General features: G+C 31.3%; 20 protein-coding genes and 3 tRNA genes. 19 read left to right on the forward strand and 4 right to left on the reverse strand.

Annotated features, from left to right (window positions below; all coding sequences use genetic code 11):
- The first annotated feature begins 4 nt into the window (after positions 1-4).
- The 8 genes from KQ51_RS02705 (at position 5) to KQ51_RS02740 (ending at position 6,487) form a co-directional block, all read left to right on the forward strand.
- Positions 5-763, forward strand: a complete 759-nt coding sequence (locus KQ51_RS02705) for a TMEM164 family acyltransferase (RefSeq protein WP_038468599.1) — start codon at positions 5-7, stop codon at positions 761-763.
- Between the two features lie 15 nt (positions 764-778).
- Positions 779-1,927, forward strand: a complete 1,149-nt coding sequence (locus KQ51_RS02710; RefSeq protein ID WP_038468600.1) for a glycosyltransferase — start codon at positions 779-781, stop codon at positions 1,925-1,927.
- Between the two features lie 122 nt (positions 1,928-2,049).
- A tRNA-His gene (locus KQ51_RS02715) sits at positions 2,050-2,125 on the forward strand.
- Positions 2,126-2,128: 3 nt separating this feature from the next.
- Positions 2,129-2,203: transfer RNA gene (locus KQ51_RS02720), tRNA-Gln, on the forward strand.
- 5 nt (positions 2,204-2,208) lie between these two features.
- Positions 2,209-2,291, forward strand: a tRNA-Leu gene (locus KQ51_RS02725).
- A gap of 123 nt (positions 2,292-2,414) precedes the next feature.
- Positions 2,415-3,722 (forward strand): GGDEF domain-containing protein, encoded by a 1,308-nt coding sequence (locus KQ51_RS02730; RefSeq protein WP_038468603.1) that lies wholly within the window; start codon positions 2,415-2,417, stop codon positions 3,720-3,722.
- A complete protein-coding gene (locus KQ51_RS02735; RefSeq protein WP_038468606.1) occupies positions 3,719-5,050 on the forward strand; it encodes a cation:proton antiporter in 1,332 nt (443 codons plus the stop codon). The genes KQ51_RS02730 and KQ51_RS02735 overlap by 4 nt, the downstream gene beginning before the upstream one ends.
- Before the next feature lie 135 nt (positions 5,051-5,185).
- The gene (locus KQ51_RS02740) at positions 5,186-6,487 is read left to right on the forward strand and encodes a cation:proton antiporter (RefSeq protein ID WP_038468609.1); all 1,302 of its coding nucleotides are present in this window, start codon (positions 5,186-5,188) and stop codon (positions 6,485-6,487) included.
- Between the two features lie 91 nt (positions 6,488-6,578).
- On the opposite strand, the gene yidD is transcribed toward KQ51_RS02740, so the two are convergent.
- Positions 6,579-6,827 carry a membrane protein insertion efficiency factor YidD gene (gene yidD, locus KQ51_RS02745; protein ID WP_038468612.1) on the reverse strand — a complete coding sequence of 83 codons (249 nt, stop codon included), beginning with the start codon at positions 6,825-6,827 and terminating at the stop codon, positions 6,579-6,581.
- Positions 6,828-6,939: 112 nt separating this feature from the next.
- Between yidD and KQ51_RS02750 the strand changes: the two genes are divergently transcribed.
- The 10 genes from KQ51_RS02750 to KQ51_RS09345 all read left to right on the forward strand — a co-directional run bounded on the left by KQ51_RS02750 (position 6,940) and on the right by KQ51_RS09345 (position 22,124).
- A complete protein-coding gene (locus tag KQ51_RS02750; RefSeq protein ID WP_038468614.1) occupies positions 6,940-7,875 on the forward strand; it encodes a class I SAM-dependent methyltransferase in 936 nt (311 codons plus the stop codon).
- Positions 7,872-9,056, forward strand: a complete 1,185-nt coding sequence (locus tag KQ51_RS02755) for an acetate/propionate family kinase (protein ID WP_038468617.1) — start codon at positions 7,872-7,874, stop codon at positions 9,054-9,056. The genes KQ51_RS02750 and KQ51_RS02755 overlap by 4 nt, the downstream gene beginning before the upstream one ends.
- 57 nt (positions 9,057-9,113) lie before the next feature.
- Positions 9,114-10,388, forward strand: coding sequence for a hypothetical protein (locus KQ51_RS02760; protein WP_038468620.1), 1,275 nt, complete (start codon positions 9,114-9,116; stop codon positions 10,386-10,388).
- 54 nt (positions 10,389-10,442) lie between these two features.
- Positions 10,443-13,466 carry a DNA polymerase III subunit alpha gene (locus KQ51_RS02765; protein ID WP_038471607.1) on the forward strand — a complete coding sequence of 1,008 codons (3,024 nt, stop codon included), beginning with the start codon at positions 10,443-10,445 and terminating at the stop codon, positions 13,464-13,466.
- A gap of 73 nt (positions 13,467-13,539) precedes the next feature.
- Positions 13,540-14,496 (forward strand): 6-phosphofructokinase, encoded by a 957-nt coding sequence (gene pfkA / locus KQ51_RS02770; protein WP_038468622.1) that lies wholly within the window; start codon positions 13,540-13,542, stop codon positions 14,494-14,496.
- Positions 14,497-14,507: 11 nt separating this feature from the next.
- Positions 14,508-15,941, forward strand: coding sequence for a pyruvate kinase (gene pyk, locus KQ51_RS02775; RefSeq protein WP_038468624.1), 1,434 nt, complete (start codon positions 14,508-14,510; stop codon positions 15,939-15,941).
- A gap of 159 nt (positions 15,942-16,100) precedes the next feature.
- A complete protein-coding gene (locus KQ51_RS02780) occupies positions 16,101-16,421 on the forward strand; it encodes a PadR family transcriptional regulator (protein WP_038468626.1) in 321 nt (106 codons plus the stop codon).
- Positions 16,414-18,057, forward strand: coding sequence for a DUF4097 family beta strand repeat-containing protein (locus KQ51_RS09340; protein ID WP_052609098.1), 1,644 nt, complete (start codon positions 16,414-16,416; stop codon positions 18,055-18,057). Before KQ51_RS02780 ends, KQ51_RS09340 begins: the two co-directional genes overlap by 8 nt.
- Before the next feature lie 113 nt (positions 18,058-18,170).
- Positions 18,171-21,530 carry an efflux RND transporter permease subunit gene (locus KQ51_RS02790; protein ID WP_038468628.1) on the forward strand — a complete coding sequence of 1,120 codons (3,360 nt, stop codon included), beginning with the start codon at positions 18,171-18,173 and terminating at the stop codon, positions 21,528-21,530.
- Positions 21,531-22,124 carry a TetR/AcrR family transcriptional regulator gene (locus tag KQ51_RS09345; protein WP_052609100.1) on the forward strand — a complete coding sequence of 198 codons (594 nt, stop codon included), beginning with the start codon at positions 21,531-21,533 and terminating at the stop codon, positions 22,122-22,124.
- A gap of 12 nt (positions 22,125-22,136) precedes the next feature.
- Here the strand turns inward: KQ51_RS09345 and KQ51_RS02800 are convergent, their stop codons facing one another.
- On the reverse strand, positions 22,137-23,765 hold the full coding sequence (locus KQ51_RS02800) for a B12-binding domain-containing radical SAM protein (protein WP_038468631.1): 1,629 nt from the start codon (positions 23,763-23,765) through the stop codon (positions 22,137-22,139).
- Positions 23,766-23,842: 77 nt separating this feature from the next.
- Between KQ51_RS02800 and uvrB the strand changes: the two genes are divergently transcribed.
- Entirely contained in the window at positions 23,843-25,804 is a 1,962-nt protein-coding gene (gene uvrB / locus KQ51_RS02805) for an excinuclease ABC subunit UvrB (protein ID WP_038468633.1), read from the forward strand.
- A 37-nt stretch (positions 25,805-25,841) separates the two neighbouring features.
- Here the strand turns inward: uvrB and KQ51_RS02810 are convergent, their stop codons facing one another.
- Positions 25,842-26,033 (reverse strand): hypothetical protein, encoded by a 192-nt coding sequence (locus KQ51_RS02810; RefSeq protein WP_038468636.1) that lies wholly within the window; start codon positions 26,031-26,033, stop codon positions 25,842-25,844.
- Positions 26,034-26,045: 12 nt separating this feature from the next.
- A complete protein-coding gene (locus KQ51_RS09350; protein ID WP_052609101.1) occupies positions 26,046-26,765 on the reverse strand; it encodes a hypothetical protein in 720 nt (239 codons plus the stop codon).
- Position 26,766 lies beyond the last annotated feature (1 nt).

The raw sequence follows: 26,766 nt of genomic DNA on the forward strand, positions 1-26,766 counted from the left end.
CGGTATGTTATTATTTGACTTTATAAATCCATATATAACATATTTGTTTGTTGTATTGGCATTTGTCTTTAGTATAGGGGCTATTTTTTATAGAAAAGAGTTCATTACAAAACATAAAAAGACAATTATGAATATTGCAATGGTATTGCTTATCTGGACACAAGTTGCTAGGTATGCTGGTATCTTTTTTGAGCAAGATACAACATGGAGTTTATGGTTTTTTAACTTCAAGATAACATCTTTTAGTTACGCGTCACACTTACCGTTTTACATGTGTAGATTAAGTGTTTTAGTACTTCTATACTACTTAGTTACTAAAGATAAAAGGGTAGAGTCATTTTTATTCTACTGGGGTGCAACTGGTTTAGCTGGCGTAATTTATCCAAATGGAGAAATAATTAACATATTTAATTTAACAGAAACTTTCTTTATTGATCATTTTCTGTTAGCAATTGCTCCGTTTTTCATAATTGTTTATCAAGGGTATCGTCCAAGTAAAAAAGATGCTTTTATTATTGCTGGTTTGATGTTTGCTATATTAACATTGTTTATTCCAATCAACAATGTTATGACTAATGTACTTACTAGTTCTAATGGAGAAGAAGTATTAGTAGATTACTTTTATGTTAAAGATCAGAGTATTGTAAAAGTGGTACTTGGTAATATACCGAGTATACTATTTGTATTTATGCACTCATTAGCAGCACTTGGTTTCTTTAGTGTTTATTATAAATTATTTAAGAACAAAGAATATAACGTTTAGGATTTGGTGAGTATTATGAGAATTGGTTTATTTACTGATGCATATTTCCCAATAATTAGTGGTGTTACTATTTCAGTAAGAACACTAAGGGATGAATTAGAGAAGTTAGGGCATGAAGTTTTTATTATATCTAACAATCACGATAATGCAGAAGAAGAGAGAAATGTCGTTAGAACTGGTGGACGCAAACTACCTATGAAAGAAATGGGAGAGTTTCGTGTTGGTCGTGTAACGAAAAATAAAGTTAAAGATATTGGTACATTGAATTTAGATATTGTTCATTGTCATACTGAATTTACTATGGGTAGATTAGGACGTAAAGTAGCTAGAAGATATAATTTGCCTGTTGTTCATACTTATCATACAATGTATGTAGAATACATTCATTTTATTTCAAAACTTTTTAGAAGACCTTTACGTTTTATATCAAAAATATATAGTCGTAGATTTGCTGATAGTGCTGACGTTGTAATATTCCCTACTATCAAAGTAAAAAGAACATTTGATGATTATGGATATAAAAAGAAATCTTACATTATTCCTTCAGGAATTTATTTAGAGAGATTTGATAAGAATAGTTTTCCACAAAATGAGATTATTCAACTTAAAGAAAAACTTGGGATAAGACATGATGAATATGTTATGTTGTTTTTAGGAAGAATATCACGAGAAAAGTCTATTGAAGAGTTAATTATAGAATTTGCTAAAGTCAAAAATCCAAAAGCTAAACTAGTAATAGTAGGCGGAGGACCAGATTTAGAGTTTTTCAGAAGTGTTTCAATTAAGTTAGGTATTGAAGATAAAGTAATATTTACTGGAATGATTGATCCCTTAGAAATAGGTATTTACTACCAATTAGCTGATTTGTTTGTAAATTTCAGTATGTCTGAAACACAAGGATTAACATATTATGAAGCATTAGCAAGTTGTGTTCCACTTTTAGTAAAATATGACTCTAACTTAGAAGGAATTATATTGAACGGAGAGAATGGGTATTCATTTACGGATGATAATGAGTTTAGTGTGTTAGCAGATAAAATTATTAAAGATAAAAAACTACAAGCATATTTTATTGAAAAATCGTGTGCTACAGTTCAAAAGTTTTCTGCTAAAAATTACGCAATAAGCGTTGAAGAAATATATAAAAAAGTTTTTAAAGGTTAAATGAATCAAAAATGTAAATAATTATTGGTGATTGTGGTAAAGAAAAATGTGAAATTACTTGACAATCACTATTGATTTGAATAGAATGTATATAGTCTCTTTTTTGAAAAGAGTAGGTTATGGCGATTGTGGTGAAGTGGTTAACACACCGGCTTGTGGCGCCGGCACTCGTGGGTTCGATCCCCATCAGTCGCCCCATTTTGGGCTATGGCCAAGTGGTTAAGGCACCGGACTTTGACTCCGGGATCGATGGTTCGAATCCATCTAGCCCAGCCATATGTGCGGGTGTGGCGGAACTGGCAGACGCGCTAGATTTAGGCTCTAGTTCTTAGGAGTGCAGGTTCAATTCCTGTCACCCGCACCATTTGAAATCAAGGACAACTTAGGTTGTCTTTTTTTTGATTCGAGCCTTTTGGTTGGCACTCATGCTTTATGTTATTGTGAAAACGCTTTTTTTTGATATAATGTTAATAGGAGAGGTGATTAAATGGAAACGATGCTTAAAAATACAGAGAAGCAGTTTATTGATAATTTAACTGGATTAAGAGATTTAAAAGGGTTATTCCATGATTTTGGTAAAAGAGATTTAGATGGCCTCCACTTTATTTATGTAGATATTGATGATTTTAATAAAATGAATATAATATTTGGGGTAGATACAGTTGATGATATGCTGAAAGGTGTGGCTGATACTTTACGTAATTATTGTGGTAAATCTGATGTTTACCGTGTTGGAAATGATCAGTTCTTATTAGTAACTGACAGAAGTGTATTTTGTGAACACTCTGAATTACAACGTATCCTGAAACAACCTTTTAAACATCATCACATTCAGTATGTAATCAATGCGAGTGTTTGTGTCGCAGATTATGATGATTTCAAAGGAGATAATTTAAAGCAAATTGTAAATCTACTTAGAATTACTGTTGATTTATCTAAAAACCTTGGTAGAAATACACTTATTTATGCTCACCAAAAACATAAGAAAAGATATGAAGTTATTCAGGAGATAGAAAACAATATTTATTATGCTATGCGCAAGAAGCAATTCTATCCAAAGTATCGTCCTTTTGTTGATACTTTTACTAATGAAATAATTGGTTTTGAAGCAGTTTCAAGATGGGATTTAAATGGAAGAACTCTGAAACCTTATGAGTTTCTAGAAATAGCTCAGTGGACTGGAATTATATATGAATTAGAGATGTGGGTATTTGAACAAGCGATGGAGTTTTATCGTCAGTTATCTGATGATAAAACAATCAAATTATCTAAGAGATTTAAAGCAGGGGTTAACCTTTCTGAATACACTTTAATTACTGTAGAAATTGATACAATAATTCAAATCTTAACAAAGTTTGATATATCAGCAAAAGACGTGATTATCGAAATAAAAGAATCGTATATTAGAGATAAACATGTTTACCAAAAAGTACATAACTTATATGAGTTAGGATTTGTTATTATCCTTGATGATTATTCGAATGCATCATCGTCATTAACATATCTTGCTGATCTCAAAGTAGACGTTCTTAAGTTATCCGAAAAGTTATTATTAGAAGTTAATAACAGCGAAGAGTACACTAATATGAAGAGTGTCTATGAATTTTTTGTAGACATAAGTAAGAAGTTTCAATTATCTGTCGTTTCAACAGGCATTAGAAATAAAAAAGACTTAAAACTAGTTAAGGAACTAGGTGTTAACATGGCAACAGGTGATTATTTCTCAAGAGCAATCGTCAAAGAAGAATTCTTAGAATACATGCAGAACAATAAGAAAAGGAAATTACGATTGTGATTTCACTGCTACTTTCTTCTTCGGTTGAAGGAGATTTAACATTCTTTGAGAGTATAATTGCTTGGGTAGAAAATGCAACGATTCACTTATATGAAAATCCATTATTTGGTGTCGCTGCATTAATCATATTTGGTTTAGTTGGAGGGAAATTAATAAGTTTAATTAAGTTCCCACGTGTTACAGGATATATACTTATTGGGATCATCGTTGGACCAAGTGTTCTTCGAGTGTTATCTCATGAGATGGTAGAATCTTTTACCATTATTAGACAAGTCGCAATTGGTTTTATTGGTTATACAATTGGTCTTGAGTTAAGGTTTAGTAAACTTAAAAAAACAGGTAAACAGGTGACGATTATAACTGTTGTACAAGCATTTACAACGGCTATATTGGTTACATTAGCAATCTATGCTTATAGAACAGCTACAGGTGGAGATTATATTTGGACTTATGCATTAATTTTAGGTGCAATTGCAACTGCAACTGCTCCTGGACCTATCGTAGCAGTAGTAAAAAGTTATCGTACTAAAGGTCCTGTTACAGATGTGTTATTACCTTTAGTAGCATTAGATGATGCTATTGGTATTATGTTGTTTGCAGTAATGCTAAGTTTAGGTACATCATTTATTAGTGGACCTGTAAGTATTGGACATATGTTGTTAGATCCTTTCTTAGAGATTTCAATGTCTTTAGGTTTTGGAGCCTTAATTGGATTCATAGTTACTAAAATCGCCAAAGCTTATAACCGTGAAAGTGATAGTTTCCTAATGATGGTTATTATAGGATTTGTATTTCTTGGTATAGCTATTGGACAAGCAGTACACGCTTCTGCAATATTATTACCAATGACAATTGGAGTTTTCCTAACAAATTCAATTGATGAAAGATATGAACATAGATTAACACAAACTACCGATCTGTTTAGTGCCCCGATATTACTAGCATTTTTCACTATAGCAGGGGCAGAACTACAGTTATCATTATTAGCTAAAATTGGACTTATGGGTGGTATTTATCTATTTGTACGTGTTATCGGTAAAGTTACTGGTTCATATGTGAGTGCTAAGGCTTTAAAAGCACCGCCAACTGTAGTTAAGTATTTAGGATTTACGTTAATCCCTCAAGCAGGTGTAGCTATCGATATGGCTTTAACTACTCAGTTAAGATTTGAAGAAGCTGATTTATTAGCACACGCTGAAGTAGGTGCAGCGATAATGACGATTGTTTTGGCCGCAACAGTTATCTACGAAGTATTTGGATTGGTTGTTGTTAAAAGCGCTCTAGGTAAGGCTGGAGAAATTGATGCAGCCGTTGGAGATTGGGAATAAATGTAATTTATAAACAAAAGACTTCTAAATAAGGAGTCTTTTTTTTATAAATTATCTTGCATTTAGTATTTCATAGGAGTACAATTCTACTTGCGTGAATATGTATATATATAAATATGAAAGAAGTGACCTAAGTTGTTATTAAATTTATTGAGTAGTGGAGCTTCATCAGGATTAACTTATGAAGCATTATTAGTTTTAGCACTAGTTTTACTACTAGGACTTTATACAGGTAGATGGTTTGAAAAAATCAAACTACCACACATTACTGGTTATATTATTATGGGTGTAATCATTGGTGGTGTCCTTGTGGCCTTTGGGTTTGGTGAAACAGTAGAGAGTTTAGAAGTTGTATCAAGTGTAGCCTTAGGTTTCATCGCATTTGGTATAGGAACAGAATTAGAGTTTGACAAACTAAAAAAGAGTGGTAAAGAAGTTGTAGTAATTACAATTATCCAAGCTATATTAGCAGCAGGTGTAACGATCTTAGGATTGTTATCACTAAATCTAATTTGGCCAGGATTAGTTTCGTTACCTATCGCATTAGTTTTAGGTGCAATAGCAACTGCGACTGCTCCAGCACCAATTATGTTATTAACAAGAAAATATAAAGCAAAAGGACCTTTAACTGACATATTATTACCTCTAGTAGGTATGGATGATGCAGTGGGAATTATCTTATTCGGTGTTTTATTATCAGTAGCTAATTCATTAAACACTGGTGCAGATTTATCTGTTGTTAAAATGCTTGAAGGACCTATGTTAGAATTATTATTCTCAGCAGTTATAGGAGCTTTAGTAGGTTTTATTGCTGCAAAACTAATCAAGAAAATTAGAAGTAGAGATTCTCAAAAAGAAGAAGTTTTCTTAAGTATTAGTGTTTTTGCTGTGTTTATTACTGTTGCTTTTGCAAAAATGCATTTAGCAATCGGCGATTTTCCAATTCATTTATCTCCAATTTTAACTCCTATGATCATGGGTGTTGTATTAACTAACTCATTAAGTAGAGTAAGAGCACATGATGTTAACTTAAGTGTTGAATCTTTTAGTGCCCCTATCTTAATTGCTTTCTTTACTTTAGCTGGTAGCGAACTTGTTGTAGCATTCGCTCACAACACAGATGTACCTTACGGTATGTTATTTGGGATTACAGCAGCTTATATCGTATTAAGAAGTATTGGTAAAGTTTATGGAGCTCATCTAGGTGGGAAACTAATGAATTCACATCGTAGTGTTAAAAAGTATTTAGGTATTTGTTTATTACCTCAAGCTGGTGTAGCTTTAGGGATGGCTTACCAAGCTAAGAACGACTTTGGTGAACCTGGTACTTATATCCTAATAATTGTATTAATAGCAACATTGGTTTATGAAATGTTTGGTCCAATTGGAGTTAAACTTGCATTACATGAAGCTAATGAAATTATATTAGACAAATAAAAAAAATCAGTGAAAACTGATTTTTTATATTTCAGATAAGAGTTGTTGAGCATGTCCTTCAACTTTATCATTACTAGCGGGTAACTTAGTATCAAGATAATTCATCTTTCTCTTGTTCTCTTTCTTTTCTAGTTTTTGGTACGGGGTCGAATCCACCTTTGGATAATGGATTACATCGTAAGATGCGCCAAAAGCTTAAGATAGAAGCATAGAAGAAATTATGTTTCTGATAAGCCTGTTTAGAGTAACTACTACATGACGGATGGTATCTGCATGTGGGATTAGCATTACTGGTATTTTTTTTGTAGGAATCGATTAATTTGATCATTATCTTATTCATGGATAACACCTCCTAAAGATATCTTAACAAAATAAGTAGTTTTAGACAAGAATTGTGATTAGTATTAGACAAAGGTAAGTAGTTGATTTATAATTGATTTTGTGGTGATAAAATGGTAAGTAAAATTAAAGTAGAAAAGTTTTATGATTATTTCGATATGGTCTCAGATATTTTGTATCATAACTATGAGAAACCATATATTGAAGGGATGAATGAAGCTTTTAATTATTTGCTCGATGGAGAGCTTGAAGAAGAATATAGTGAAGAAGATATTAAAAAGATATCAGAGTTAAAAAACACTATTGTCGATACTCAGTTTTCTCGTGAGGAAGTAAGAAAAGCCATCCAATTAGGTATGCTTAAAGGATATAAACATACATATAGTTCTAATAGTTTAATTACTCCAGATACTATAGGTATTTTTGTGGGATATATACTTAAGAAATTGTATAAAGATAAAATCACTTCTATCCTAGATCCTTTAGTAGGTTCAGGAAATTTAGTTTATACTGTTTTGAATCATATTGAAATAGATGCAAAAGTTTATGGTGTTGATAATGATTTGCTTAAATGTAATCTTGCCAGAAACCTAGGAGATTTGATGGATTATGAAAACGAGATGTTTTATCAAAATACCTTTACATATTTAGACAAAGGATTTGATTTAGTCTTAACCGATATGCCAATAAGTGAAGAACTACCTTATTTTCCATTTCAAGTAATCAATCATCATATGGATGCACTTCGTGATGGTGGATATTTTGTAAGTGTAATTGAGAATGATTTCTTTGAAAAAGAAGGTAATGATATCTTTAAAAAGGAAATAGATAAAAAGGGATATATATTTGGGTTAATAAAATTGAGTGAAACTTTATTTAAGAGTAATCCTAAAAGTATTCTAATTATACGTAAAAAAGGTATAGATGTTAAGAAACCTAAAGATTTTTTACTTGTTGATTTGCCTAGTTTTAATAATATAAATGATTTTAATGAAACAATAAATAAAATAGATAATTGGTTTGTAAGTAGAGAGGATGATATAGTATGAAAATTATTGCTGTAAACGCAGGGAGTTCATCACTTAAGTTTCAATTATTGGATATGCCAAAAGAAACTTTATTAGCAAGTGGTGTTGTTGAAAGAATCGGGTTAAATGATTCGATTTTTACAATCAAGTATAACGGGGAAAGAAACAAAGAGATTACTTCAATTCCAACTCACAGTGTAGCTGTAGAAATGCTACTAGAAAAATTAGTTGGATTAAATATTTTAAAAACATTAAATGAAATTGAAGGTGTTGGACATCGTGTTGTACATGGTGGAGAATTATTTAAAGACTCTGTAGTTATTAATGCTGAAGTAATAAAGGCTATTGAAGATGTTAGCGACTTAGCACCGCTACATAATCCAGCTAACTTAACTGGAATCAAGGCATTCCAAGAAGCTTTACCAAACGTTACTACTGTTGCAGTGTTTGATACAGCATTCCATCAAACAATGGATCCTGTTGAATATATGTATAGTGTTCCTTATGATTGGTATACAAAATATGGTGTAAGAAAATATGGATTCCACGGAACAAGTCATAAATATGTAAGCTTACGTGCTGCAGACATGTTAGGTAAAAAACCTGAAGAAGCAAAAATCATTGTTTGTCATATAGGTAATGGTGCTAGTTTATGTGCTGTTAAATATGGTAAGAGTATGGATACATCAATGGGGTTCACTCCATTAGCAGGTATCGCTATGGGTACTCGTAGTGGTGATATCGATCCAGCTATCGTACAATTCATTTCTCAAAAAGAAAATAAAACTTTAGATGAAGTAATTCATGAATTAAATCAAAAATCTGGATACTTAGGGTTAAGTGGATTATCTAGTGATTCTAGAGATTTATGGGAAGCTGTTGAAAGAGGAGATAAAAAATCAATTCTTGCAGTTGAAAAACAAGCTAAAATGATCGCAGATTACATTGGTGCTTATTATATCTCATTAGAGGGTTGTGACGCTATTTGTTTCACTGCTGGAATCGGAGAAAATGCTTCAGAAACTCGAAAACTAATTGTTGATAGATTAAAAGCTTTAGGTGTTGAGTTAGACTATGAGAAAAACTTAACTCGAGGAGAAGAGAAAATCATTTCTAAAGACTCATCAAAAATTAAAATATTGTTAATCCCTACAAATGAAGAAGTAATGATCGCAAGAGATACATTACGATTATCTAAATAATATAAAAAAGAAAAAAACAGTTTTTATAAGTAATATACTTTATGAAGGAGTGATATTATGAAGAAAACTGTTTTTTTATTACTATTTTTACTATTTTTAACTACAAATACTAGTGTAAATGGTGCTAGCACTAGCTTGAACTATGAGTTTGAAGAGTATGAATTTAGATTGTCTACTATCTCTCATAGTGAACGAGGAACAGGGTACCATATTACCAAACTTGGCGAAAATTCTTTTGAAACTGACGCAGTATATTTAAATCAAAAAATAAGAGTTACCAATGTTGTAGAGATTAATGAAAAACATGTATTTTACGGTTATACCCATAACTATGAAGGTGATAATTATTATGATTCATTTATACTTATATTAGATAAAGAAGGTAATGAGGAATTTGTTTTACTAGAAGATTATGGGGAGTTAGAAGAAGTACGACAAGTCGTTGAAATAGATAATGTCCTATTAATTCGCATTGAACAAAATGTAGAAAATGATATGGGAAATATCGTATTTTATAATAATATATTTGTTACTTTTGATTTCGAATATAATGAACTTAATATACAAACCATTGATGAGCCAATTGTAAGAACTGCTAACACGGATATGTTATATTTGTTTGATTATGACTACGCAGAAAACTTTGATGGCGCTTTAACTTCTGATTTAGAATTCCTATATGATGATACTTTGGATATCCCAGCAAATGAAATATACACAGATACTGTTACGATCTTATTCCTTAATGAAGCCCTTCTAAATGAACAGGTCGTTTATCATGGGGTGAAGATTGAGTATCCTGGCAATTATGAATTACTGTACAATGACTTTACTTATGTATTTGTAGTGGAGCCAGTCATCACAGGAGTTGAGGATAATCAAGTTTATACTGAAAGTGTTACCCCCGTTATTTCTAATGGAAAATATTACTTGAATAATGATTTATATGTTTCAGGTACAGAAATAACTGAACCTGGGAATTATTCATTAACTATAACCGGCGTTAATGAATATGAGAAAGTAATCAATTTCTCTATAAATTCTAGCGTAACAGGGATTATAAATAATCAAACATATGACGATGATGTTGAGATAGAATTTGAAGGGGAAGGTTACTTGAATAATACTTACATCCAATCACCTTACACTATTTCAGATGAAGGAGAATATTTACTAAAGATTAGAGGAGAAGGAGATTACTTAGAAACATACTATTTCTCAGTTGATAAACCAGTAGATGAACCTACAGTGATTGATTATGTTCAAAAGTATGATATTGTCTTCCTAGGTGTTGTTGTAATAGTAGGAGGAATAATTTTAAAGAAAAAGTAATGTGCTTACTTTTTCTTTCTTTTATTGTGTTATAATTTTTATGGTGGTGATTCGATGGCATTTACACACTTATACGTAGAAACAAACTATGCGTTGAACGGATCCAATATTCGGATAAATGAATTAGTAAAAAGAGCTGTATCCTATGGATACACTTCTTTAGCTATAACTGATCCTAAAATGCATGGTACTATCAAGTTCTATAAAGCGTGTAAAGCGAACAACATTAATCCAGTTATCGGTTTAAGTGCAATAGTAGAAGGTTTAAATTCTACTGCAAAGAATAAAGTGGTTTTTCTAGCTAAAAGCAATGAAGGGTATCAAAATCTATTGAAAATATCATCAATATATAGTTTGAATAAGATAATCAGTTTATCGGAGATTAAAGCCAATATAAAAGGTTTAATTACCATAATAATTAGTGATGAAAGTGAACTATATAATGCATATAGTAATAAGCAAGCTAACACAATAAGAGAATTTAAAGAGTTACTAAATAACTGTTTCGATGAGTATTACTTATCAATTAGTAGTAATGAATCATTTAATACTGATTTAAGTAAGATGTTTAATTTCGTTGTGTTACCTAAAGTTAGTCTTCTTGATGATGAGGATAGAGAAATACATAAATTATTGAGTAAAGTTTTCAATATTGATGAAAGTAATCTTTTAGGTGAACTGAATGATGAGTTATTAAAAAGACCAGAAGAAGTTGAGAAAGATTACTCACAGTATAAACAAGCTTTAAACAATACAACAAAAATTGCAGATTCATGCAAAATAACAATTGATTTTTCAACGACTCATCTACCTAAATATAAATTAAAAGATAATATTAAAGCTAAAGAGTATTTACATGCTCTTGTTTTTAAAGGTTTGGATAAACGAGTTAGAGGATTAAAAATAGATAAGAATAAATATATTGATAGACTAAACTATGAACTTAGAGTTATTGATGAAATGGGATATAATGATTACTTTTTAATCGTTTGGGATTTTGTTAAATATGCCAAACAAAACAAATACTTAGTAGGACCAGGACGTGGTAGTGCTGCTGCTAGTTTAGTGTCTTATTGTTTAGGAATAACCTCGGTAGATTCGATTGCCCATGAACTTGTATTCGAAAGATTCTTGAACCCAGAGCGTATAACTTTGCCAGATATCGATATGGATTTACCAGATGATAAAAGAGATGATGTTATCAAATATGTAAGAGATTTTTACGGTGTTGAGAAAGTAGCTTCTATATGTACCTTCGGTACTTTTAAATCAAAATCAGCCATAAGAGATACTGCAAGAGTTATTGATTTTGAAGGAGTTCTTTTAACCCAACTAACTAAAGAATCTGACAAATATAATTCTATTACTGATATGGTAGAAAATTCTGAAACAGTTAAAAATATAATCAGTCAAAATAAAGACGCTAAAAACCTTCTATATTTGGCTTCTAAGCTAGAAGGACTATTAAGACATGTGTCAACTCATGCAGCAGGAATAATAGTTACTGGAGATGATATGACTAATCATACGCCAATTCAAGTTGGACTGTTAGACATGATTCAAACTCAATATGAAGCGAAAGATCTAGAAGATTTAGGTCTTCTTAAAATTGATTTCTTAGGACTTAGAAACTTATCAAGTATTGATAAGATATGCCAGTTAATTAGTTATAAAGAGAAAAAGAATATAGATATCTACAAAGTTCCACTAAACGATCAAAAGACTTTTGATTTGTTAAAAAGGACTGAAACAACGGGTATCTTCCAATTAGAATCTCGCGGAATGAGAAGTCTAATTGGCCAAATGCAAATTGATTCATTTGAAGATATAGTAACTATCCTGGCTTTATTTAGACCAGGACCAATGGAGAATATTCCTTCTTATATTAGAAGAAGAAATAACTTAGAAAAGATTACTTATCCCCACAAAATATTAGAAGATGTTCTAAAATCAACAAATGGGATTATTATTTACCAAGAGCAAATTATTCAAATTGCAAGTCTGTTTGCTGGATATTCACTTGGAGAAGCTGATGTTTTAAGAAGAGCAGTTAGTAAAAAGTCAGAAAAGATACTACATGAAGAACGTGCTAATTTTGTTAAAAAGGCAAAAGAGTTAAATCGAGATGAAAAAACAAGTAATGAAATATATGATTATATAGTTAAGTTTGCAAACTACGGTTTTAATAAAGCTCATAGCGTTGCATACGCTATGGTTTCATACTGGATGGCTTATCTTAAAGCAAATTATCCTAAGTATTTTATTAGCATTTTGACTACAAGCGTTATTGGTTCAGAAGCAATGATGAAAGAATATATCTTTGAAGCTAACAAAATTGGTGTTAAAATATTACCACCATCAATTAATAAATCTAATCATATCTTTAACCCTGAGAATAATAATCTAAGATTCCCATTGTTAGGGATTAAAAACTTAGGTAGAAACACAGTTAGAGATTTGGTAGAAGTCAGAAAAGATGGGGCTTTTGAAAATTACTTTGATTTCGTAAGAAGGTGCCATAAAACACTGAATAAGAGAGTTATAGAATCATTAATCTATGCTGGTGCTTTAGATGAATTTGGTTATTCTAAACATACAATGATTGATCAATTGGATGAAGTTATCAATTTTAGTTTATATGGTGATTTTATCAAACAAGATGAGTTTGTTATCGAAAACTTAGAGGAATACTCTTATGAGGTTTTAAAAGAAAAAGAAAAAAGTATTTTAGGTTTCAATTTATTTGTTAATCCATTAACTAATTTTGAAGAATATATTAAGAAACATAAATTACTAGTACCTTCGGATATAAATGAAGAGTATATAAATAGAGAAATAAGAATGGTTGCTGTTTTATCTAAAGTGAGACAGATAAAAACTAAGAATAATAAGGAAATGGCTTTTATTACAGTGGATGATGAAGCAAAAAAACTTAATGGTGTGTTGTTTACTAGTACCTATCAAAAGTTTAAAGATAAGCTTATTAAAGGCGAAGTCTATCTTCTCAAAGGGAAGATAGATAATAGAAATAATGAAATACAATTAATTGTTAACAATTTGTTAAAACTTGATAAATGATAGCGTATACATAACATATATTGGTTTTTTAAATATTTTCTTTGTGCTATAATCTTTGTGGTGGTGATTTTATATGAAAAGAATTGCAGTGATGACTTCAGGAGGAGATGCTCCTGGGATGAATGCCGCTATTAGAGCAGTTGTAAGAAGTGGTTTACATTATGGGTTAGAAGTATATGGGATTTTTCATGGATATAAAGGACTATGTGAAGGAAAAATTAGAAAACTTAATCGCTATGATGTTACAAGAATTATAAGTCGTGGTGGTACTGTTTTAGGTAGCGCTAGATACCCTGAGTTTGCCAAAAAAGAAGTTAGAGAAATTGCCGTAAAGCAAATTAGAGATTTAGGTATAGATGCTATTGTTGTAATTGGTGGAGATGGTACATATAGAGGAGCCCAAGCTTTAAGTGAAATGGGTATTCCTACAATTGGATTACCAGGAACAATAGATAATGATATTTCAAGTACTGATTATACAATTGGCTTTTTTACAGCAATGCAAACTGTTGTCGATAGTATAGACAAATTACGAGACACTTCAATGTCTCATAAAAGGTGTAGTGTAGTTGAAGTAATGGGAAGACATTGCGGAGACTTAGCATTATACGCAGGAATTGCTGGAGGTAGTGAATTTATTATTACTCCAGAAACAGGATTTGATAAGGAACAGCTTATTGAAGCTATCACTAATTCAAACAAGAGTGGTAAGAGACACGCGATTGTTATTGTTACTGAAAATATGCTAAATGTTTTAGATCTTTCCAAAGAGATTGAAGAGAAAACAGGATTTGAAACAAGAGCTACTGTCTTAGGACATGTTCAAAGAGGTGGAGATCCTGCAGCTTTCGATAGAGTATTAGCTACAGAAATGGGAGAATACGCTGTTGATTTATTAGTTAAAGGAAAAAGCGGAAGAGCCGTCGGACTTAAAGGTATGGAATATGTAGATTACGACATTAATTTTGCTTTAAATAAAAAAAGAGAGATACCAAATAAAAGATATGGTTTAGTTGGTAGATTAAAATAGGAGATGGTTATATGATACCGTTCAATCAAACAAAAATTATATGTACTATTGGACCAGCATCAGATAGTTTTGAAATAATGAAAGCTTTAGTAGAAGCTGGAATGGATGTTATGAGAATGAACTTTTCTCATGGTACACATCAAGATCATTATGAAAAATTGATGACATTGGACAAAATCAATGAAGAATTAGGAACACATATTGCTGCTTTACTAGATACTAAAGGGCCAGAAATTAGAACTCATCTTTTTAAAGATGGAAAGGCTACTGTAGCTGAAGGTGCTAAAGTTATTATTCATATGGATGAAGTTGAAGGAGATAGTACTCATTTTAGTATTTCTTATCCAAACCTTTATAAAGATATGAAAGTGGGACAAACAATTCTCGTTGATGATGGGTACCTAGCTTTAAAAGTTGAAAAAATCGATTTAGCGAATAAATTAATTCACACTATTGCTGAAAACGGGCACATTCTAAAAAACAGAAAAGGAATTAATGTTCCTGGTGTTAAATTAAACTTAGACTTTATATCACCAAAAGACTACGCAGATATCGTGTGGGGTTGTGAAAACAACGTTGATTTTATCGCTGCTTCTTTTGTAAGGCGTGCTAGTGATGTCCAAGAAATTCGTAATATTATCAAATATAATGGAAATAAAGAAATTCAAATTATTTCTAAAATTGAGAATATTGAAGGTGTAGAAAATATCGATGAAATCATTGAAATAAGTGATGGGATTATGATTGCTCGTGGTGATTTAGGTGTCGAAGTACCTGCTGAAGATGTACCAGTAATTCAAAAAAGTATTATTAATAAATGCTTAGCTAAAGGTAAAATTAGTGTTACAGCAACACAAATGTTAGAATCTATGATTGAACATCCTCGCCCAACTCGTGCTGAAGTTAGCGATGTAGCTAACGCTATATACGATGGTACAGATGCTATCATGTTAAGTGGTGAAAGTGCAGTTGGTAATTATCCTGTTGAATCTGTTGAAACAATGAACCGCATAGCAAATAGGATTGAAGCACAAATTGATCGTAAAGATATCGTTAAACGTGCAAATAAGCAAAACGATTCATCAAGACGTATTGCTACATCAATTGCAATAAGTGTTGCTTATACTGTAATTCAAAGTAAAGTAAATTTAATTATTGTGCCAACTGTTTCAGGACGAACTGCAAAGTATTTATCACAATTTAGACCTAATGCAAGAATCTTGGCATTAACATCATCAGACAAGTATGCCAAAGGATTACAGCTTCATAGTGGTGTAGAACCAATTGAAGTACATTTGGTTAAAGATGTAGAGACAGTAGTAGCAGAAGCAATCAAAATAGCTAAAAGAGATTATGGTATCAAAAAAGGTGATCGAGTTATTATCACCGGTGGATTCCCAATTGGGGAGCCAACTAACGGTATGCGTATTGTTGATATTACTTAAAAGACTAGATTATTCTAGTCTTTTTTTTTGATTAAAAATCATATTTTCATAATAAAATGAAATTCACAAAAAATACACAAATAAAGACTTGACGTACTATATTTAGTATGCTACTATACATTGTGTAGTACCATACAATGTGTAAAAGGAGGTGCTCATATGAGTACGCAACTAAAAAAAGGTGTCCTTGAGATGGTTGTACTAAACAAAATTGCACAACGAGATACTTACGGATATGATATATATCAAGAGATTAGTAGTAATATGGCTATTAGTGAAAGTACGATATATCCAATATTAAGGAAACTAACAAAAGAAGGTCTCTGTGAAACATATTTACGAGAATCATCAGAAGGACCACCAAGAAAGTATTTTAAAATTACAAGGCAAGGTAAAAGAAGAATTGAAGTCTTAAGAGTGGACTGGACAAAATTTCAGCGAGTCGTTAATTTAATGATAAGGAGTGATCGATATGAATAAACTTGATTTTTTGAGAAGATTAGATAGAGAATTAAATATGCTTGATAAAGAAGAGCGTAGAGAAATAATTCATTTCTATGAAGAGAGATTTTACAATGGAACGATATACGAAAACAAAACTGAAGAAGAAGTAATTGCTGAGTTAGAAAGACCAGAAGTGATTGCTAGAAATGTACTTGATGAATATGGAGTTAGTCCAACATATGTTAAGAAAAAAGAAGAGAGATACTCAAATGTTAGTACTGGGAAAGCAATTTTCTTAATTGCATTTGATGTGTTAATTGCTTCAAGTGTTATTCCTGCATTATATGGAGCAGCTGTAGCAATTATTGGTTCTAGTTTCACATGGTTTACTACAATTGGTTTAATATTAGGAGACAGTTCAGCTGTCGATCAATACGTGTTTGGGTTTATTACAGCAGCATTAATCCTGTTATTCCTATTTGGACTTGTTGTTTTAGAAGCATCATTATGGTTCACAAGAACTTTAATCAAATGGCATCTAAATGTATTCAAAGTTAATAATAGAGAAAAAGCGATTAAGAAACTAAGTCATTTAAGTTTAGATTCATGGTTTAAGAAACATCGTGGAGCTAAAAGAATTAAGAATTTAGCCTTAGTTGGTGCTCTAGTTGGAATTGTGTATTCTGGTTACTGGATCTTAAATCATTATGATTGGGTGCAAACTGAATACTCACAAGGTGAATCTATTAGTGTAACAATTACAGAAGACTTTGAGACTGAGTTATTAAATGGAGATCAGTGGATTATTGAAACTGATTTAGAAGATATCTCTGTTGAAATAGTCCAAGGTTCAAATGATGATGTGGTTATTAAACACACACATATTAAAGATGATAATTTTACATATGATTTTAATTATGAGACAAATAAATTAGTCCTAACAAATGATATCGAAACAACATTTGAAATCTTTTGGGATCCTAGTGAAATGTTTAGTTTATTGAGTGGTACTCACAATTTACTAAGGATTGAACTACCAACTGGTTTAAATTTAGATGATATTATTGTAGAGACTTCAAATGGAAATGTATATGTCAGAAACATCGATTTCAGAGACGTTACTTTAGATACATCTAATGCAAGAATTGATATGATCAATGTAAATGTTAGCGGTGATGCAACGTTAAAAACATCTAATGGAAAAGTAAGTGTTTCAAACTCGGTATTTGAAGGATATTTAGAAATTGATTCATCAAACAATATGGTAGAAGTGTCAGAAATAACTGTTGCAGGTAATCTTGACATTTATACAACAAACGGTAGAGTAGATGTCATAGATGTAACTTCAACTAGTAACTCAAATCTAATCATTGACACAAGCAATAATACTATAAGAGTTAGAACAACAGGATTTGATGTTTATACACTTGATACAACAAATGGTAAAGTTACACTCGGGGATTTAAATACAACTGAATCACCTGCTTCAAGTATTACTGTAAATTCAAGTAATAATGCAATCGATGCAACTAATGTGTATGCTAATAACATCACAATGAAAACATCAAATGGAGATATCGACTTTGTTAATGAAGACGCTAATTTCCATCCAGATAGTTTGAGCTTAACGACTTCTAGTTATCAAGATGTTGATACTAACGTAACAGAATAGTAATTTCATATATTTCTGTTAAGAACTTGATTAAGTAAAAAAATAGTGGTAATATTATACCCGACCGAACATTCGGTCGGGTTTTTTATGAACATATATATAGGAGGACAAAAATGAAAAATTTAGCCAAGTTTAGTGTGGATAGAGCTGTTACTGTTTTTATGGCAGTAATAATTGTAATTGTGTTTGGAGTGGTTTCTTATACCAATCTAACGACAGATTTATTCCCAAATATGAATCTCCCTTATAGTGTAGTTGTTACTACCTATCCAGGAGCAAGCCCTACAGAAGTAGAGGATGTAGTTACTAATCCTTTAGAGGATGCATTAGCTACAACAACAAATGTAAAAGAGATAACATCAATGTCACAAGAGAACTTTTCTTTGATAATTTTAGAGTTTAACGGTGATACAAATATGGACAGTGCCATTATAGAAATGCGTGAGACAATAGATATGTCGACTGCTAGTATGCCTGATATGGTAGGAAGTTCCATGATTATCAAATTAAACCCTGATATGATGCCTATTATGCAACTTAGTGTATCTAAAGGTGATTTAAATCAAAGAGAATTAACAGAATATGTTTATGACGAGATAGTACCTAATATTGAAAAGGTACCTGGTGTTGCTAGTGTTAGTATTAGTGGTGCTTATGAATCAGAAATACAAGTAGTTATAGATGAAGCAATCTTAGCTGAGAAAAATAATGAGATTGATGCTATTAATGCCCAATTTATTGCAATGTTAGGTGTAGATGCACCGCAATTACCATTGTTAGATAAAGAGCTTATAGGACAAATCTTACAAGCCCAAAACTTTGAGTATCCAGTTGGATACGCTAATATTGCTGATACTGAATATAGTGACGGAATATACTTAGTTCGTGTTGGTGATGAATTTGGGACAACAGATGAAATTGAGCATTTGACAGTATTTACTTTCCCCGGAATGTTAAATCCAGCTTATAATCCAGAAATTCATCCTATTGAAATGATGTATGTAATCAATCCTTTAGAAATCGGGATGAATGAAATTACTGACATTGATTTCGTTAATGCTAATGAAAAAGAATACAGTAAAGTAAATGGTGATAATGCAATCAGTATTTCAATTCAAAAAAGTAGTGAATATGCTACTACTGATGTAACAAAAGAAATCATTGCTGTATTAGAAGGTCTAAGTGAAACTGATACAGATACAGATTTTACAGTATTGTTAGATCAGGGAGAATATATTGGATTCGCTACGGGTAGTGTTGTAAACAACTTGGTTTATGGTGCTATACTAGCAGTAATTGTCCTAATTATATTCTTAAGAAGTGCCCGTGCAACATTCATTGTTGGGATAAGTATTCCTATCAGTCTAATGTTTGCAATAGTATTAATTTACTTTAGTGGGATTACTTTAAATATTGTTTCCCTAGGTGGGTTAGCACTTGGTATTGGGATGTTAGTAGATAACTCTATTGTAGTTATGGAAAATATCTTTAGAATGAAAAAACTTGGTTATTCAAATAGAGATGCTGCAATTGAAGGTACTAAACAAGTTGCAGGAGCAATCTTTGCTTCAACAATTACTACTATTAGTGTATTTGTACCAGTAGTGTTCATTGAAGGATTTATTAAAGAAATCTTTATGGAAATGGCTTTAACGATTGCATATAGCTTAATCGCATCATTACTAATTGCTTTAACTCTGGTTCCGGCGATTTCATCGAAGATTTTAAAAGAAGATGAAAAAACTGTTTCTAAAGAGGAATCAGATAGTGGCTGGGCAAAACGCAATTATGAAAAATTATTCAATTTTGCCTTTAGATTTAAATATGTAGTTATGGTATTAGTAGTAATATTGTTTGGTGGATTTATCTTCTTAGCAATAAATAATGGATTTGAGTATTTCCCAACTTCTGATGAAGGACAGTTAAATATCTCAATCTCTAATCCAACTGAAAATCCGTTAGATACAGATGAGTTCTTTGCTGTATTAGATGACCTTGCTGATGACATCTTAGAATTTGATGATGTTGATATAGTCGGAATGACATTAGGAAGTGCCCAAGGAGGTTTCCTCGGATTTAGTTCTGCAGGAAGCGCAAGTGCTTCTGTAGTACTAAGTGATGATAGAGTGAAATCTACTAACGAAATGGAAGTATTACTAAATGAGTTACTGATGGATGATTATGATATGATTGAGTTTGATATTAGTGGTTCACAGCAACAAACATCGATGTTAACAGGTAGTGGTTATCAAGTTGAACTTCGCGGTTATGATTTAGAAGTATTAAAAACAGAAGCAAATGAAATAGCAGGACTATTAAGTGATGTTGAAGGTGTCCTTGAAGTCGATAATGGTGTTGGTATTCCAGCTGATGAAATCAAAATTACTGTTGATAAAGATAAAGCTGTTCAATATGGTTATATGACAGCGGTAGTAGCAGTGCAAATTATGGAATTATTATCATCTGAAGAAGTAGTTACTACCATTACACAAGGTGGAACTATGTATGATGTATATGTTTACGATAGTTCATCTAACTATAGTGACACAACGCTTTCTGTTCAAGAGATTAAAGATACAATTCTTGGAATGGGATTTGATGGTTCATTTATTAAAGTTAGCGATGTTGCAGATGTTGAAGTAATCGAAGGTTTTAGTACAATAAATCATATAAATGGAATTAGATCATTAACTATCTCAGCAACATTTGATCCTGATTTCAATACTACATTCGTTGCTCAAGATTTAGATGAGGCAATGAGTGATTATGAAGCACCTGAAGGATATGTGTTTGAAGTCCAAGGGGAAAATGAAGAGATAATGGAAGCATTAAGTACTTTAGTTTTAGCAATGGTTTTAGCTGTTGCTTTAATCTATATGATTATGGCTTCGCAATTCCAATCATATAGTTATCCATTAATCATTATGTTTACAATTCCATTAGCATTTACTGGTGGATTTGCAATATTATTCTTTACAGGAATGCCTGTAAGTGTTGTCGCAATGATTGGATTTATTATATTAGTTGGGGTCGTCGTAAATAACGGTATAGTCCTTGTTGATTATACAAATCAATTACGAGCAAAAGGCTTAGGTGTTAAAGAAGCATTGTTAGAAGCTGGTAAAACAAGATTAAGACCAATCGTAATGACAGCTTTAACGACTATCTTAGCTTTAATCACTATGGCATTAGGTGTTGGTGATGGTGCAGAAATGATGCAACCAATGGCAGTAACTACAATTGGTGGATTATTATATGCAACAGTCTTAACATTGGTTGTTGTACCTATCATGTACTTCTTGTTTACTGAATACACTAAAAACATTTTAAGTGGTTTAGGAATAGTTGCAGTTCTTGCTGGTACTGTTGGGGCTTATATATATTTAGGTTACTGGTACATTATTCTTATCGGTGTGGTATTACTTGTATTGCTTTTAGCTAACTTATTCTTCAACAAAAAGAAGGTGATCTAATTGGCAAGAAAAGATCAAATATTAGATGCATTAGTTGAAATATTTAGAACTCAAGGAATCGGTGCTGATTTTACCATCAGCCAATTAGCTGCAAAAGTAGATATCGGAAAAAGCACAATTTATGAGTACTTTGATACTAAAGATCAGTTACTACAAGAAGCAGTAATCCGTGTAGTTGATAAATCAATAGAAACGATTCATAACCATGAATTAGTAGATAGTGATTTTGAAACTCAGATAAAAAAAGAGTTATCGAATCTCTTTGATATAGCTTTGAACAGTCGGTTCTTATTTAACTTAATCACTCCTAATTTCAAAAGAATTATGCCTGACGAACATCGAAAGAAAATGACAGAAAAAATCAAAAGTGTTAATGTGTTTTATCAAGAAAGATTTACATCAGTCTTTTCAAAAGGAATTGTAGAGGGTAAATTAAAACCAGAACTAGTAGGAGAAAACCAAATGTTATTAACATCACTAGTTGTTGGGAGTATAATTCGTATTGCAAATGCAAATATGGAAATTGACAAAGAGTTGAATATTAAAGATTATATCGATAAAGTTTATACTGCGATTATAAAGATTACTAATTAAAAAACGCCCTATTTAGGGCGTTTTATTTATGTACACTTTGTATGTCTGCGATATATGGTTTTGATAAAGAGCTACAAAATATTCAAAGTCTTTTTTGATTAGGACTGAATGTTTATATAGTTTGTTTAAAGGGATATTTTGTTGTTGAGATAGTTTTGTTAATATAAGATTTCTTTCTTCCTTAGAAATGATATTCTCAAAGAATATCTTTGGTTTGATTTTTGATCTAACTAGATAATCTTGTTTTAATAGGTAGATTTCTTCACCATTTAATAAATCAAAGACATATTTATAGATATCCTCTATCTGATAACCTTTCATTTTATAGTTATTTATTATAAAGTGATTTCCAATATCTAGAAAGAACTGATAGGGTGATTCTTTGGATATAATGATATCCAACATGTTTTGTCTAAAGTATCCTTTATTGTGATAGAGTTCTAACATATGTTCTACTAAGTGAATCTCTTTAATTTCATTATTAGTTAATGCATTATTACTAATAATTTCGTATGGGGCATTTTTATTAAACTCATATCCATACTTATCACTTTCAAACCTTATTTTTGTCCCTCTAAGCATTTTTAGGAATCCAAGTTGTAATTCCTTAGTTTTGAGATTAAAAACATTGTCAAAGGTATTTATAAATGATTTAAGGTCTTCTAAAGGTAACCCAGCAATTAAATCTAAATGTAAATCAATGATATTACCTTTTTGGATAAGTTTTATATTATTGAATAGTTTTTCGGTATTTTGGAATCTATCTACAAGGAGATTAGTTTGTTCATTGATAGATTGAATACCGATTTCAAATCTAAATAGACCTTTAGGAGCTTTTTTATTTAAGTGCTCGATAATTTTAGGATCTAAAACATCACCCGTAATTTCAAACTGGAAGACTGTTTTATGGTTATTGTTTTCAATAATATAATCTAGTAAATCAAGTGTGTTCTTATTGGCATTAAATGTTCTATCAAGAAATTTAATTGTCTTTGAACCTTTTTCCATTAAGTAGAGAATCGCTTTTTTTACTTCATCAGTATTAAAGAATCGAACTGTTTTCTCTAGAGAACTTAAACAGTAACTACATTTATAAGGACATCCTCTCGAGGATTCTATATACGATATCTTATTAGGTATATGTTCAATATCTTCTTTGATGTAATAAGGTAGTTTAATAACTGATAAATCGGTTATCTCTTTTATTGGGTTATTTATTATATTGCCATTATCTTTATAAGATAAACTAGAAATGTTTTTATAATCCTTATTAGAAGTTATTGCTTTTAATAGTTCTTCAAAAGCTATTTCCCCTTCGCCTTTAATAACAAAATCAGCTTTGGTATTAGTTAAGAAGTATGTAGGATCATAACTAACTTCAGGACCACCTAAAACTAGTTTTGCATTTTTTAGCTCTAGTTCTTTGAATAATTCTTTGAAGTTGTTCACATTCCAAATATACATACTACAAGCAACAACGTCAGGATTCTTGTTGTTTATCTCTTCTGCGATGTTTTTGATATCGTCTTTGATTGTATATTCCATTATCTCAGTATCAAAAGAACTGTTTACTTTTAAAAGCCTAACAGCGTTATTAGTGTGGATGTATTTTGCGTTAATACTAATAAGTAATACTTTCATTATTATCACCTGAAAACATTGTATCATATATCAATTATTTTTAGTATATATGGTATAATTTCTATGAGGTGATTATTATGGACAAATTTGCATTAAAGGCTAACTATGAACCGATGGGTGATCAGATAAAAGCTGTTGAATATATAACTAATAATATTAATAACGGTGTGAAAGAACAGGTCTTACTTGGAGCAACAGGGACTGGGAAGACTTTTACAATTAGTAATGTTATTAAAAATATCAATAAACCAACTTTGATATTAGCTCATAATAAAACCTTAGCTGGACAATTATATAGTGAGTTTAAACAGTATTTCCCTGAAAACAGGGTTGAATACTTTATTTCTTATTATGACTATTTTCAACCAGAAGCCTATGTCCCTTCAAGGGATTTATATATTGAAAAAGATTCATCTATAAATGATGAAATTGATGAGATGAGACATAGTGCGACAGCTTCTTTACTTGAGAGAAAAGACGTTATTGTTATTGCCTCTGTTTCTTGTATCTATGGAATAGGGAATCCTGAAGACTATAAAAACTCGATGCTTACGTTACGAGTAGGCGAGGAATTTGGACGAGATCGTTTATTAACTAGATTAGTCGAGATGTTGTTTACTAGAAATGATTTTGATTTTAATAGGGGTACGTTTAGAGTTAAAGGTGATGTCATTGAGATTCTACCTACATATAGTAAAACAGTTGGAATAAGAGTTGAACTATTTGATGACGATATCGAGCGAATTAGAGAATTTGATATATTAACTGGAGAAGTGTTAAATGAGTATAAAGTTATTTCTTTATTCCCAGCAACCCAGTTCATAACTAATAAAGATAAAATCGAAGAAGGTATTAAAAGAATCGAAGAAGAATTAGAAGAGAGAATCTCTTTTTATAAGAAGGAAGATAAGTATTTAGAAGCAGAAAGAATCTCTCAACGGACTAATTATGATATTGAGATGTTAAAAGAAATTGGTAGTTGTAGCGGTGTTGAGAACTATTCAAGACATCTCTCGCTCAGAGAAGAAGGTGAAACACCTTATACTTTAATGGATTTCTTTGGTGATGATTTCTTATTAGTAGTTGATGAATCACATGTTACATTACCCCAAGTTAGAGGGATGTATAATGGGGATAGATCACGTAAATCAACTTTAGTAGATTACGGATTTAGATTACCAAGTGCACTTGATAACCGCCCTTTAAACTTTGAGGAATTTAATAAAAAGATCAAACAAGTGGTTTATTTAAGCGCGACACCTGGAGATTATGAAAGAGAAAAAACTCCTTACTTAGTAGAACAAATTATTCGCCCTACAGGATTACTAGATCCTGTTATAGAGGTTAGAGGTAAACAAGGACAAATCGATGATATAGTTGCTGAGATATTGAAACGTAATGAAGTAAATCAAAGAACTCTTATTACGACTTTAACAATTAAGATGAGTGAAGATTTAACTAATTACTTAAAAGAATTAGGTATCAAAGTAACTTATCTACATAGTAAAATTAAAACATTGGAACGTATTGAAATTATTAGAGAACTACGTCTAGGAACTTATGATGTAATTGTGGGGATTAATCTTTTACGTGAAGGATTAGATATTCCTGAAGTTGCTTTAATTTGTATCTTAGACGCTGATAAACAAGGATTCTTAAGAAGTAATCGTAGTTTAGTTCAAACGATTGGTCGTGCTGCTAGAAATAGTGATGGTAAAGTAATAATGTATGCTGATAAAATGACTGATTCAATGAATTACGCTATTGAAGAAACATCTAGAAGAAGAGCTATTCAAGAAGAGTATAATCAGGAAAACAATATTACTCCTCTCACTATTAAGAAAGCTATTAGAGATTCTATTAGTGTTAAACTGGATATTAGTGAAGAAACTAAATCAATTGGTGATTTATCTAAAAAAGAGAAACTTAAGATCATCGGAGATCTCGAAAAAGAAATGCGTAATGCAGCTAAGCGTCTTGATTTTGAGAAAGCAGCTGAAACAAGAGATATTATTATAGAATTACGAAGTAGTTTGTAAACAAAAAGCACAATTCAGAATGAATTGTGCTTTTTTGTTATCTAAGTAATAAACCAGCTACAAGAGCGATTGCTCCCCATACAAGGACGAAAACTCTAAGTCCTACTTTACCAAACATTTTTTCCATTACTTTGAATTTACTCATGTTCCATATCATTGGTGGCTTTAGTAAACCAATGAATAAACAAAGGATACCATAAATAATTAATGCAATTGCGTACCAAGGCATATTCTTTCTCCTTTATATATTAGATTTTTTTGTATATATTTTGAATAGTAGTGTTGATAATAATAAGTTGTATGCTACTCCTAAGAAGAAGTATAAAAGAATCGGTAAGTTATATTCTATATGGAATATCTCTGTTGGCATAATTTCCATTTGAATCATACGAGCAGGCCAGAATCCTGGTGCGATTATCAAGAAGAACTCTTTCCAATCAGTAAGCCAAAATGCTACTGCTGGTAAGATAAGTGTCATACCAGTTCCTTTCATTACAACGAAACCTTCAACTTTATTAGAAGCAAAACTGTTAACTACTAAAGCTAAGAATGGCGCTTGTAAACTAGCTACAGCTGAGATTAGGATAATCATCCAAATGGCTGTATCTGCTAAGAAACCGGTCGCGAATACTACGATTAGTGTTGCGATGAATCCAAATACATAACCGATTAATAGTTTTACAAAAACATACATTTTTGTTGAAATTGGTGTAATCTTTAAACTTATTAAAACTTTATCGTCTTTATCATCTAATAATGTAAATCCAGTAACTGCACCATAGACATAACTTGTCATGATGATTAGGATCATTGCTACCATTCCACCCCATACAGGGTCGCTGATAGAATCAACGATGAAATATCCAGCAGCACCGAAAATAAATGGATAAACACTAAAGAATAAATACATTGGGTCTCTAACGATGTTTTTTATTTCACTTTTGAATACGTGTATAAACATA

The organism is Candidatus Izimaplasma bacterium HR1, from assembly GCA_000755705.1.
Taxonomy (GTDB): Bacteria; Bacillota_I; Bacilli_A; order Izemoplasmatales; family Izemoplasmataceae; genus Xianfuyuplasma.